Source organism: Candidatus Frackibacter sp. WG13 (genome assembly GCF_900114655.1).
Classification (GTDB): Bacteria; Bacillota; Halanaerobiia; order Halobacteroidales; family Acetohalobiaceae; genus Frackibacter.
In genome coordinates, this window is the sequence record NZ_FOTT01000018.1 from 1 (window position 1) to 12,685 (window position 12,685).

The following is a 12,685-nucleotide window of genomic DNA, read 5'->3' on the forward strand; positions in this document are numbered from 1 at the left end:
TAAATAGTATTAGAACTATGGATTTGATTTTAACTATTTTAATCGGCTTTATAGCAATATTTTCAGAAAAAAGAAAAACTACTAAGTTAAGCTTATGGATTTCTAAATTATCTAAAAGAATTTATGAAATACCTAAATTTGATTATTATGCAATAACAGATGGTATTTTTACTATTTTGAAGAAAACAAGAAAAGGAATCCAAAGCTTTATAGATAAAAATCTCAAATTTAAAGCATCACAACAGCTCAATCTGCCAAACTTACTATTATGATAAGGTTTAAAGGTAATTGCTATTTTGATTTTGGGGAAACTCTATTAATTAATAAGTATTGACAACTCTTGCTAAGTCTGATATATTTAATACAAAATTAAAGATAAGCTGTGTAGAAGAAGAGGAGTAACTAAAGTTTGATTATCATAGCGAATTAGGGACAGTGGAAGCCTAATATAATCACTTAGTGAACGGCACTTTGGAGCAGCATCGCAAAGAGAATTATCTACTAATAGATAATTAATTAGGGTGGAACCGCGGGAAAACCTCGTCCCTGATAGTAATTGACTGCTATCAGCGACGAGGTTTTTTAGTTGACAATATAAAAGCTTATTCTAACAATTTCTAAGGAGGAATATAAACGATGAATTTCCAAGATATGATTCAAGCACTAAATCAATTCTGGGCAGATCAAAAATGTATTATCCAACAGCCTTATGATATCGAAGTAGGTGCAGGAACGATGAATCCAGCGACTACTTTACGAGCATTAGGACCGGAGGATTGGAATGTAGCCTATGTAGAACCGTCTAGACGACCGACTGATGGTCGTTATGGAGAGAACCCAAACCGATTACAACATTATTATCAATATCAGGTGATTATGAAGCCATCACCAGAAGATATTCAGGAGATCTATTTGGATAGTTTACGAGCATTAGGGATTGAACCTGAAAAGCATGATATTCGTTTTGTAGAAGATAACTGGGAATCACCGACTTTAGGTGCCTGGGGATTAGGCTGGGAAGTATGGTTAGACGGCATGGAGATTACTCAATTTACATATTTTCAGCAGGTAGGAGGCTTTGATGTAAAGCCGGTTTCAGTAGAGATTACTTATGGTTTAGAAAGGATTGCCGTCTATCTACAGGAAGTGGATAGCGTCTTCGATATCGAATGGGTTGATGGTATCTCTTATGGCGATGTACATCATCAAGGCGAGGTTGAACATTCTAAGTATAACTTTGAGGTAGCTGATATAGATACTTTATTGCAGTTATTTAACCTCTATGAAGCAGAAGCTAAGCGAGCAATGGAACATGACTTAGTTCTACCAGCTTATGATTACGTATTGAAATGTTCGCATACCTTTAATCTCTTAGATGCCCGGGGAGCTATCAGTGTAACAGAAAGGACTAGCTACATTAAACGAGTTAGAGATCTTGCTAATCTATGTGCGAAAGGATATGTCGAGCAGCGAGAAGAATTAGGACATCCATTACTTAAGAAGGCAGGAGGGACTGAAGATGAATAAAGAAGATTTATTATTAGAAATAGGAACTGAAGAGATTCCCGCTGGATTTATGAAGCCAGCTTTTGAACAGCTAGAAAGATTAGCTAATAATTTATTCGAACATTATCGGATTGATTTTAATGAGATAGAGACTTATGGTACTCCAAGAAGATTAGTACTCCTTTTAAGAGGGGTTAGTAGTGAACAGCAAGACTTAACCAAAGAAGTAAGAGGTCCTGCTAAGAATATTGCTTTTGATGACGACGGAAATCCTAATCAAGCAGCCAAAGGTTTTGCTAGAGGACAAGGGTTAGATGTTGAAGACTTAGAAGTACGTGACACTGATAACGGAGAATATCTATTTGCAGTCAAGACTGAAGAAGGAGAAGCAACTCAAGGACTATTATCTGAAATTCTAGATAAATTAATTAATGACCTAAGCTTTCCTAAAGCAATGCGCTGGGCTAATAAGGATATGCGCTTTGTCCGACCTATCCAATGGTTATTAGTTCTTTACGGAGAAGAACAGATTGATTTGGAGATAGCAGGCACTAAATCTGATAGATATACCATCGGTCATCGTTTCTTAAGCAAAGGAAAAATTGAAATTGATTCAGTAGATGACTATTTTGATACATTACAAGAAGAGTATGTAATAGTAGATCAGGATAAGAGAAAAGAAATGATCGTTGAGCAGATTACTGAATTAGCAGAAGAAGTTGGAGGAGAAGTCCTAATTGATCAAGGTTTACTGACCGAGGTTAATTATCTTGTTGAATATCCAACTGCTTTAATCGGTAGTTTTGAATCTGAATTCTTAGAGTTGCCACGAGAAGTATTAATTACATCGATGCGTGAGCATCAGCGTTACTTCCCCGTGGAAGATGAAGATGGAAGTTTAATGCCACGGTTCATTACAGTACGAAATGGTTCCGAAGAATATATTGATATCGTTAAAGAAGGTAATGAGAAGGTGCTTAGAGCAAGACTAGCCGATGCTAAATTCTTCTATGATGAAGATCAAAAAGAACATTTATTCGATAAGGTAGATGAATTAAAAGATATTATCTTCCAAGAAGATTTAGGGACTATTTATGAAAAAGTAGAAAGGTTAGTTAAATTAAGTGAAGAATTTGCCCAAACATTAGATTTAGATGCAGCCAAGATTAATCATACTAAACGTGCAGCGTACTTATGTAAAGCAGATTTAGTAACAGAGATGGTAACTGAATTTGCTAAATTACAAGGAGTCATGGGGCGTGAATATGCCAAGTTATCTGGTGAAGAAGAAGCTGTAGCAAATGCTATCTTTGAACATTATCTACCTCGTCATGCAACAGATGAACTGCCAGTAGGTATACTAGGGCAGATAGTTAGTATCGCTGATAAGATAGATAATATCGTAGGGTGTTTCGGTGTCGGATTAATTCCAACCGGTTCTCAAGACCCTTATGCTTTAAGAAGACAGACCCAAGGGATCGTAAAGATTATCTTAGAAAACGAATTAGCACTAAATTTAAATGATCTAATCGATAACTCTCTCAAGCTATTTGCTGACAGCGGTAAGTTAACTCGTGATGCTAAGGAAGTAAAGATAGATGTATTAGACTTCTTTAAACAGAGATTAGAAAGATTATTTAAAGAAGCCGAAATTCGTTATGATGTCTGCGATGCTATCTTAGCAACAGACTTTACAGATATTAACGATGCTTTAGAAAGAGCCCAAGCATTAATGGCATTTAGAGAAAAAGAGCAATTCGAAAATCTAATCACTGCCTATAATCGTGCAGGCAACTTAGCCGAAAAGGCAACAAGCGATGAAATTAATCCAGATCTATTTGTAGATGATTCAGAACAAGAATTATATAATGCTTACTTAGCTACTAAAGAAGAAGTAGAAGCCTTATTAGCAGATAATAACTACGTAGCTGCTTTAAATAAATTAGTAACACTTCAGCAGCCAATTGATCAGTTCTTCGACTCAGTAATGGTCATGGCTGATGATAAAGCAGTAAAAGAGAATCGTTTAGCACTACTAAGAAACATAGTTGACATCTTTACAGAAGTAGCAGACTTATCACAAATTGTAACTGACTAACTTTAATTGATAATGGACAATTGATAATTGACAATTGACAGTTGACAGTTGACAGTTGACAGTTGACAATTAATAATTAATAATTCGGAGTTAAACTTATATTCATAATCATTCATAATTGATTGTTTATAAGTACTTGATTAATTGAACTTCATAATTAGATTTCAAGCATAATTAATTGATGTAAGCCACTTAAAAATGTAGCAGGTTGGAGTAAATAAAAGCATGATTAGGTTGTTTTTTGTTCGACCGTTAGGGAGTTTAAAACAACCCATGCTTTTATTTGCGGAAGCCGTCGCGGAATTTTTGGGCATCAGCAATTAATTATGCAAGCACTCAATATTTCAAATTAATTATGCTAAAACCCGAAATCCTCTTTAGGAGCTGATACTCAAAATGTCCAAAGCAACCGTCTTTATAATTTCAGATTCAATCGGTGAAACTGCACGCCAAGTTGTACAAGCAGCTGTTACTCAATTCAATAGCTCTACTTTAATCAAAACTAAAAGATTTTCTTATGTTACAGAAAATGATGATATTGACGAAATAATTAATGAAGCAAAGGACCAAAAGAGCATCTTAGCCTTTACTCTAATTAACCCAGAACTAAGGAGTTATTTAAGATTACAGGCTGACGAAGCAGAGATTCAATATGTAGATATTATGGGACCAATGATGGATGCTTTAAAGGAGGTATTAGATGTATCTCCCAAATTACAACCTGGGTTAGTAAGAAGGTTAGATGAAGAGTACTTTAAAAGAATAGATGCTATTGAATTCACAGTTAAATATGATGACCGTAATGATACAGCAGGAATTAAGAAGGCAGATATAGTCTTAGTTGGTATCTCTAGAACATCTAAGACGCCATTATCTATCTATCTTTCTTACCGTGGGTATAAAGTAGCCAATATTCCATTAATTCCAGAAGTAGATCCCCCAGATGTTCTATTTGGTAATCCCAATTATAAAGTAATTGGTCTAACTATCTCCCCGAATGCATTGAATGAGATTAGACAAGAAAGATTAAAAGCTTTGGGATTAGATTTAGAATCGGATTATGCTTCTATGCAGCGTATTAATAGAGAATTAAGCTATGCCCATCGAATTATTGATAAGATAGGTTGTCCAGTAGTTGATGTAACTAATAAGTCAGTAGAAGAATCTGCTAATCTTGTATTAAAATTAGTAGAAGAATAATATAATATCTATGACAAATATAAAAACCCTGAGCTATAAATTATGTTCAGGGTTTTTAATTATGTTGCACAAATTAAGAAAAAGTTTATATTAAAGAAGGAGAATCGACCCTTAATCTAGTATATAATAAGTGAAAAGTATAATATGTTACACTTTTTAGTGATTATGAGGTTAATAGTACAACATATAAAAGTAGAGTGACACATATATTAATATTGAGGGGGGATCGAGAATTAATTTAAGCAAAAGACAGAAGAAGATCATTGAGATAGTAAAGAATAATGAACCAATTGCCAGTAAAGATATAGCTAATAAGTTAGATTTGACTCGCAGTGCCCTCCGTTCAGATTTATCGGTTTTAACGATGGCTAATATATTAGAAGCCAAACCAAGAGTTGGATATTTTTATGCACAGGATAATACTTCTTTAGCTAGTTTTTCTGAATTATATGATAGAAAGGTTAGTGAAATTAAATCTGTACCGGTAGTAATTAAAGAAGAGACTTCAGTCTATAACGCAATAGTGACCCTCTTTTTAGAAGATGTAGGTTCATTATTTGTTATAGATGATGAAGATGAGACTTTGATTGGAGTTATCTCTAGAAAAGATCTATTAAAGATTGCCATGGGTGAAGCAGATATTAACCAAGTACCAGTTAGTGTTGCTATGACTCGGATGCCAAATGTAATTACTATTGGTGATGATAATACAGTCTTTCAAGCGGCTAGACGATTAGTAGATTATGAGATTGATGCATTACCAGTAGTAAAGAACTTAACTAATGAATCAGGGGAACCACTAGAGGGCAAATTAAAAGTAATTGGTCGAGTTAGTAAAACTAATATTACTAGAGTCTTTGTTGACTTTGGGTTGGAGATATAGGGAGGTAAAGGAACTTTGCTAAAAGAGACAGTTAAAGACGTTTTAACCGTATTCATCGTATCAGATTCTATTGGTAAAACAGCAGAAACAGTAGTAAATGCAGTAGCCAGTCAATTTAATACTGATAAGATTAAATTAAAGAAGTTTACTAATGTAACCAGCATAGCCAAATTATCAGAAATAATAAATAGAGCAGAATCCAATAATGTAGTCTTAGCTTATACTATTGTTTTACCTGAATTAAATGAATATATAAAAGATGCAGCTAAGCAGTCTGATATTCCAATTATAGATATTATGGGACCAACTATGTCCAAGTTTTCACAAGCATTAGGACAAACGCCCCAATTGGAGCCAGGGTTAAATCGTAAGATTGATCAAGCTTATTTTGAAAGAATAGCTTGTATCGATTTTGCTATTAGATGTGATGATGGAAAAGACTTAACGAAACTAAAAGAAGCAGATATTGTAGTGATCGGGGTCTCGAGAACTTCTAAGACTCCATTAAGTATGTACTTAGCACATCAAGGCTATAAGGTTGCTAATATTCCAATAGTGCCGGAGGTAACTCCGCCCCAAGAAATATTTTCAGTAGAAGCTAAAAAAGTAGTTGGATTAACGATTTCGCCTACTACTTTACAGGATATTAGACAGCAGAGACTAAAAGCAATGCGATTTGATAAGCATGCTGATTATGCAAAAGTCGATAGAATTTTAGAAGAATTAAATTTTGCCGAAAAGATAATGAAGAAGATAGGTTGTATGGTTATTGATGTAACGAATAGGTCTATTGAGGAGACTGCCAGTGAGATATTATCCGAAAGGAGTGGACTATAAATGGAAAGAGAATTAGCTCTAGAATTTGTTAGGGTAACTGAAGCGGCAGCATTAGCGGCTGCGCCGTGGATGGGTAAAGGTGATAAGATTAGTGCCGATCAGGCAGCAGTTGATGCTATGCGAGCTGTCTTTGACACTGTCAATATTAAAGGGACAGTAGTAATTGGTGAGGGTGAGAAGGATGAAGCACCGATGCTATATATTGGTGAAGAGATTGGATGTAGTGAGTCACCGGAATTAGATATAGCAGTTGATCCTGTAGAAGGAACCACTTTAGTTGCTAGGGGATTGCCAAACTCCTTAGCAGTGGTAGCAGCAGCAAAAAAAGGAAACTTACTTAAGACACCAGCTTGGTATATGAAGAAGATTGCCGTAGGTCCACAAGCAAAAGGAGCAATTGACATTCAAGCTACTCCTACTGAGAATTTGAAATCAGTAGCTGCAGCTAAAGGGAAGAAAGTTGAAGACTTGACAATAATTATTCTCGATCGACCACGCCACGAAGAGATTATCAAAGAAATTCGTGAAGCAGGTGCAAGAATTAAACTCATTACTGATGGTGATGTAGCAGGAGGAATTGCTACAGCTCTTGAGCATACTGGAGTTGATATATTAATGGGAATTGGTGGAGCCCCAGAAGGTGTGCTAACTGCAGCAGCCTTAAAATGTTTAGGTGGAGAGATTCAAGCACAGTTACGTCCGCGAGATGATGAAGAATATGAAGAGGCCAAAGCAGAAGGATTAGCCGATCCGAAAAAGATATTGACTACTGATGACTTAGCTAAAGGTGAAGATGTAATGTTTTCAGTAACTGGTATAACTAATGGTGAACTGTTAAAAGGGGTTCAGTACCATGGTAATCAAGCAGAGACTCACTCTATTGTGATGCGTAGTAAAACAGGAACTATCAGAAATATCAAGGCAGAACATAAGATTAATCAAAAGCCATCTTATTTTAAGAAGCAAGTAATTAATAATATTTAGTGGTGTAGATATCTTATTCAATAAAAACTTATAATCTTAAAAAGGAGTTGTTAATAATAATGACCTCGGAAAAGAAGTATATTTATTCGTTTGAAGAAGGTTCTTTAGATCTAAAGCCAATCTTAGGAGGAAAGGGAGCTAGTCTAGGTGAGATGACTGGTTTAGATTTACCAGTACCTCCAGGAATGACATTGACTACAGAAGCTTGTAATCTATATTATGAAAATGATGAGACTTTACCTGAATTTTTAGCCGAAGGAATTAAGGAGTATTTAAAAGAGGTAGAGGAGAAGACTGGTAAGAACTTTGGCGATAATGATAGTCCTTTATTGCTATCAGTTCGTTCGGGAGCAATAATCTCTATGCCTGGTATGATGGATACTATTCTTAACTTAGGCTTAAATGATCAATCAGTAAAAGGGTTGGCTAAAGAAACGAATGATGAACGTTTTGCTTATGATTGTTATCGCCGTTTTATCCAAATGTTCGGTGATGTAGTATTAAAGATCGAAGGCTACAAGTTTGGTAGGACATTAGATGCCTTAAAAGAAGAAGTTGGAGCAGAGGATGATTTAGACTTAACTACTGAGGATTTACAAGAATTAGTTGTTAGATATAAGGCAATTATTAAAGATGAAGCCGGAATTGAATTTCCACAGGATCCTATGGATCAGTTAATTACTGCTGTAGAGGCTGTATTTGGTTCATGGAATAATGAACGAGCTATTATCTACCGAAATGCTCATGATATTGCTCATGATTTAGGTACAGCAGTTAATATCCAGACTATGGTATTTGGGAATATGGGTGATGATTCTGGAACAGGAGTTGTCTTTACAAGGAATCCATCCACAGGAGAGAATGAGTTATACGGAGAATACTTATTAAATGCACAAGGAGAAGATGTAGTAGCCGGAATTAGAACACCGAAATCTATTCAAGCATTAGAAGATTCAAAACCAAACGTCTTTAAGCAATTAGTAGAGGTAACAGAGACTTTAGAAGATCATTATCAGGATATGCAGGACATTGAATTTACTATTGAAAAAGGAAAGTTATACTTATTGCAGACACGAACTGGAAAACGAACTGCAAAAGCAGCGATTAAGATAGCTTCTGACATGGCTGATGAAGGGTTAATTACTAAAGAAGAAGCATTACTTAGAGTAGAGCCGAAGCATGTTGAAAAGGTATTACATAGACAGATAGACCCTGATGCAGAACCAGAAGTGATTGCTAAAGGATTACCAGCATCGCCAGGAGCAGCAGCAGGCCAAGTTGTATTCTGTGCTGATGAAGCTGAAAAGTTAGCTGGAGAAGGAAAGAAAGTAATCTTAGTTAGTTTGGAAACAACGCCAGAAGATATCCACGGAGTTTTAGCTTCCCAAGGAGTGTTAACTACTCGTGGTGGAATGACTAGTCACGCAGCAGTAGTAGCAAGAGGTATGGGTAAACCTTGTGTCTGTGGTTGTGAAGAGATAAGTGTTGACTTTGAAGCAGAAGAGTTCTTAGTTAGTGACCAAAAGATTAGGAAAGGCGATCATATAACAATTAACGGTGGAAATGGCGAAGTAATTGTCGGTAGTGTAGATATGACAGAACCGAAATTGAGCAAGGAGTGCCAACAAATATTAAACTGGGCTGATGAGCTAAGAGAATTAGAGGTAAGAACTAATGCTGATAACGGTCCAGATGCTGCAAAAGCAGATGAATTTGCTGCCCAAGGAATTGGACTCTGTCGAACAGAGCATATGTTTATGGCGGCGGATAGAGTGCCGATAGTACAAAAGTTAATCTTAAGTGAATCAAAAGAAGAAGAAACCGAAGCTTTAGCTCAATTAGAGCCGATGCAAAAAGATGACTTTGAGGAGATCTTCAAAGCAATGAAAGGTAAACCAGTAACAGTTCGTCTATTAGATCCACCATTACATGAGTTCTTGCCTGATTTACCAGAGTTGATTAAAGAAGTAACTGAACTGGAGAATGCAGGAGATGAAGAAGAATTAAAAGAGAAGCGAGAGTTATTAAGAAAAGTAAAAGATATGAGCGAATCTAACCCAATGCTAGGGTTTAGAGGTTGCCGTTTGGGAATCATGATTCCAGAAATCTATGAGATGCAAGTAAGAGCAGTCTTTAAAGCAGCAATCGAATTAGTTGAAGAAGGGGTAGAGGTTAATCCAGAAATCATGCTTCCGTTAGTTACTCATGTTAACGAGTTTAAGATTCTTAGAGAAAAAGTAGAGAATATAGCTGATCAATTATTAGCAGAAGCTAATCTTGACTTAGAATATAAAGTAGGAACTATGATTGAATTACCAAGAGCATGTATGACAGCAGACCAGATTGCCAAAGAAGCAGACTTCTTCTCCTTTGGGACTAATGACCTAACTCAAACTACATTTGGGTTCAGTCGTGATGATGCAGAAAGTAAGTTCCTACATTATTATGTAGACGAGGAAGTCATTGAAGATAATCCATTTATTTCTTTAGATGCTAATGGAGTTGGTAAATTAGTTAATTTAGCAGCAGATTCAGGACGAAAAGTTAATCCTAATTTAAAAGTTGGAATCTGTGGAGAACACGGTGGAGAACCAAAATCGATAGCTTTATGCCACGAATATGGATTAGACTATGTTAGTTGCTCTCCGTATCGAGTACCAGTAGCACGTCTAGCAGCTGCACAAGCTAAGATTAATAGTGAAGAATAAATAGTAATATAACCTAACTAGCAAATGAACAAAAAGATAAGGGGAATTTCCCCTTATCTTTTTGTTTTAAATACTAATTTTTATACTTTTTTCTTTTTAAAAAGTAATTCTTATGACTGTCGTGTAATAATAATATAACAGTTGAAAGGAGTGGTTTTTTAATGTTGATTATTGGTCTTAATGGTAGTCCAAATCAGGACGGAAATACAGAATTATTATTAAATAAAGCATTAGATGCTGCAGAAGAATTAGGAGCAGAAACAGAAATTATTCAGGTTGCCGATAGTTTAGAAGAGTTAGAAGAACCATACTGTACTAGTTGTTCACAGCCATGTGCTAAGGTTTGCTATGAAGGAACTAAATTAGAGGAAGACTATGACTTACTGACTAAAGCTGATGGAGTTATCATTGGTAGTCCGGTCTACTTTGGAACTGTTAGTGCTCAATTAAAAGGTTTTTGGGATATGACTCGTGACTTACGTAAAGAGTTTAGTTTACTTAATACAGTAGGAGGAGGCGTAACTGTTGGAGCAGGTAGATTCGGAGGTCAAGAGACTACTTTAAATGCTATACATGATATGATGTTAGTTCAGGGTATGATAGTTGTAGGTGATGGTGATGATGAAAGTGATGCTGGTCACCAAGGAGCTGCTGCTCAACGTTTAGCTGCCGAAGATGAAAATGGACAGTTAAGAGCAGAGATTATAGGAAGAAGAGTAGCGAAAGTAGCTAATGCTACTAAAAGTTTACGATAGCTAAAAACTAAGGAAGGTGAGTTATAATGACTCACAGAGAGAGACTAGAAAAAATAGAAGTAGAGCGTCTAGCTGATAATGCAGCTTTAAGTATTGAAACGAAAGGAAGACAGTATGAAGAGCCAAAGTGCCAAGTAAGGTCAGCCTTCCAACGAGATAGAGACCGTATTATTCATTCTAAAGCTTTTAGGCGTTTAAAACATAAGACGCAGGTCTTTATTGCGCCTGAAGGAGACCATTATCGTACTCGTTTGACTCATACTTTAGAAGTGTCTCAGATTGCTCGAACCATTGCCAGAGCTTTATATTTAAATGAGGATTTAACTGAGGCAATAGCCCTGGGTCATGACCTGGGGCATACTCCTTTTGGGCATGCTGGGGAAAGTGCTTTAAATGAAGTCTATCCTTTAGGGTTTGAGCATAATAAACAGAGTTTAAGAGTAGTAGAATTATTAGAAGTTAAGTCTGATAATTATTCCGGGCTTAACTTAACTGTCGAAGTTAAAGATGGCATCTTAAATCATACTGGTTCTAAAGAACCTATGACCTTAGAAGGACAGATTGTAAAGATAGCAGATAGAATAGCATATATTAATCATGATATAGATGATGCGTTGCGAGCAGGGGTTATATCCAAAGAAGATTTGCCCCAAAGTCCTTTAGAGGTTTTAGGTCAAAGTAGTGCTGAAAGAATTGATAATATGGTAAAAGATATTATCAAGAATAGTTGGCAGACTGATAAAATAAAGATGAGTAAAGAAGTAAAGGCAGCAACAGATGAGTTAAGGAGTTATCTCTTTGCTCATGTGTATATCGGTTCAATGGCAAAATCAGAAGAAGGAAAAGCGAAGAAATTATTGAAAGAACTATTTATATACTATAATCAATATCCCGAAGAATTAACATCTGAATTTAAAGATAAATTAAATGAATATACTATAGACCGAATAGTTGTTGATTATATTGCGGGGATGACTGATAGATATGCATTAAAGATGGGAGAAGAGTTATTCTTGCCTAATCCATGGCTTGGATAATCCAATGCATAATTTTATAAAAAATGGAAATAATAGACTCAAGCTCTAATTAGAGAGGTATAATATATATTTATTGAAGTTCATAATTGAATGTTAAGTATGCTTAACATTATAAGAGTTTTATACCAATAAATCATAAAATTAGCTATTATAAAGAAGGAATTTAGTGATTTTTATCGAAAAAAGTTTATTGCTGCCTATAATGATTGGAGAATTTAAAATGAAAGTTTTAGTTGATGCAGATGCGTGTCCAGTTAAAGATTTAATTATTAAGTTAGGGACTAAGACTACTTACCAATTGATAATGGTAAGTAGTGTAGCCCACTGGTCTAAACAAACAAAGAATGAAGAAGTAGATTATATTACTGTTGATAATAGGCCAGAGGCTGCGGATATGAAAATTATTAATTTAGCTAATACTAGTGATATAGTAGTAACACAGGATTATGGATTAGCAGCACTATTGTTAGGTAAGGGAGTTAAAGTACTATCACCAAGAGGAAAACTCTTTACAGAAGCTAATATTAATTATCTTTTAAGTAGAAGACATCAAACAGCTAAATTACGAAGAGCTGGCGGAAGAAGTAAAGGGCCTAGCAAATATTCAGAAGCTGATAGGGAACGATTCGAGAATAATTTTAAAAAATTACTTGGACTACTATGATTAAAGGGTGAGT

Annotated in this window: 10 protein-coding genes, 1 pseudogene and 1 other annotated feature; all 11 genes and pseudogenes read left to right on the plus strand. The window is 35.5% G+C overall.

Going from position 1 to position 12,685, the window contains the following annotated elements:
• Positions 1–272, plus strand: a pseudogene (locus tag BM077_RS09725) (transposase); the annotation flags it as partial.
• 104 nt (positions 273–376) lie between these two features.
• Positions 377–551, plus strand: a binding site (T-box leader).
• Between the two features lie 85 nt (positions 552–636).
• Entirely contained in the window at positions 637–1,527 is an 891-nt protein-coding gene (gene glyQ / locus BM077_RS09730) for a glycine--tRNA ligase subunit alpha (protein WP_090003520.1), read from the plus strand.
• A complete protein-coding gene (gene glyS / locus BM077_RS09735; RefSeq protein ID WP_089749822.1) occupies positions 1,520–3,604 on the plus strand; it encodes a glycine--tRNA ligase subunit beta in 2,085 nt (694 codons plus the stop codon). The genes glyQ and glyS overlap by 8 nt, the downstream gene beginning before the upstream one ends.
• Positions 3,605–4,000: 396 nt before the next feature.
• Positions 4,001–4,804 (plus strand): pyruvate, water dikinase regulatory protein, encoded by an 804-nt coding sequence (locus tag BM077_RS09740; protein ID WP_089749824.1) that lies wholly within the window; start codon positions 4,001–4,003, stop codon positions 4,802–4,804.
• Positions 4,805–5,063: 259 nt separating this feature from the next.
• Positions 5,064–5,687 carry a CBS domain-containing protein gene (locus BM077_RS09745; RefSeq protein ID WP_338140368.1) on the plus strand — a complete coding sequence of 208 codons (624 nt, stop codon included), beginning with the start codon at positions 5,064–5,066 and terminating at the stop codon, positions 5,685–5,687.
• 15 nt (positions 5,688–5,702) lie between these two features.
• Positions 5,703–6,524 carry a pyruvate, water dikinase regulatory protein gene (locus BM077_RS09750; protein ID WP_089749828.1) on the plus strand — a complete coding sequence of 274 codons (822 nt, stop codon included), beginning with the start codon at positions 5,703–5,705 and terminating at the stop codon, positions 6,522–6,524.
• On the plus strand, positions 6,525–7,508 hold the full coding sequence (gene glpX / locus BM077_RS09755) for a class II fructose-bisphosphatase (protein ID WP_089749831.1): 984 nt from the start codon (positions 6,525–6,527) through the stop codon (positions 7,506–7,508). It abuts the gene before it with no gap.
• A gap of 59 nt (positions 7,509–7,567) precedes the next feature.
• On the plus strand, positions 7,568–10,216 hold the full coding sequence (ppdK, locus tag BM077_RS09760) for a pyruvate, phosphate dikinase (protein ID WP_089749834.1): 2,649 nt from the start codon (positions 7,568–7,570) through the stop codon (positions 10,214–10,216).
• 161 nt (positions 10,217–10,377) lie between these two features.
• Positions 10,378–10,971, plus strand: coding sequence for a flavodoxin family protein (locus tag BM077_RS09765; RefSeq protein ID WP_089749836.1), 594 nt, complete (start codon positions 10,378–10,380; stop codon positions 10,969–10,971).
• 26 nt (positions 10,972–10,997) lie between these two features.
• Positions 10,998–12,008 (plus strand): deoxyguanosinetriphosphate triphosphohydrolase, encoded by a 1,011-nt coding sequence (locus tag BM077_RS09770; protein WP_089749839.1) that lies wholly within the window; start codon positions 10,998–11,000, stop codon positions 12,006–12,008.
• Positions 12,009–12,228: 220 nt separating this feature from the next.
• Positions 12,229–12,672 (plus strand): YaiI/YqxD family protein, encoded by a 444-nt coding sequence (locus tag BM077_RS09775; protein WP_089749925.1) that lies wholly within the window; start codon positions 12,229–12,231, stop codon positions 12,670–12,672.
• Positions 12,673–12,685 lie beyond the last annotated feature (13 nt).

What these genes read in the sequence shown, in the direction of transcription:
- glyQ (WP_090003520.1), top strand. Translation starts at nt 637, where the DNA reads ATGAATTTCCAAGATATGATTCAAGCACTAAATCAATTCTGGGCAGAT.
- glyS (WP_089749822.1), top strand. Translation starts at nt 1,520, where the DNA reads ATGAATAAAGAAGATTTATTATTAGAAATAGGAACTGAAGAGATTCCC.
- BM077_RS09740 (WP_089749824.1), top strand. Translation starts at nt 4,001, where the DNA reads ATGTCCAAAGCAACCGTCTTTATAATTTCAGATTCAATCGGTGAAACT.
- glpX (WP_089749831.1), top strand. Translation starts at nt 6,525, where the DNA reads ATGGAAAGAGAATTAGCTCTAGAATTTGTTAGGGTAACTGAAGCGGCA.
- ppdK (WP_089749834.1), top strand. Translation starts at nt 7,568, where the DNA reads ATGACCTCGGAAAAGAAGTATATTTATTCGTTTGAAGAAGGTTCTTTA.
- BM077_RS09765 (WP_089749836.1), top strand. Translation starts at nt 10,378, where the DNA reads ATGTTGATTATTGGTCTTAATGGTAGTCCAAATCAGGACGGAAATACA.
- BM077_RS09770 (WP_089749839.1), top strand. Translation starts at nt 10,998, where the DNA reads ATGACTCACAGAGAGAGACTAGAAAAAATAGAAGTAGAGCGTCTAGCT.
- BM077_RS09775 (WP_089749925.1), top strand. Translation starts at nt 12,229, where the DNA reads ATGAAAGTTTTAGTTGATGCAGATGCGTGTCCAGTTAAAGATTTAATT.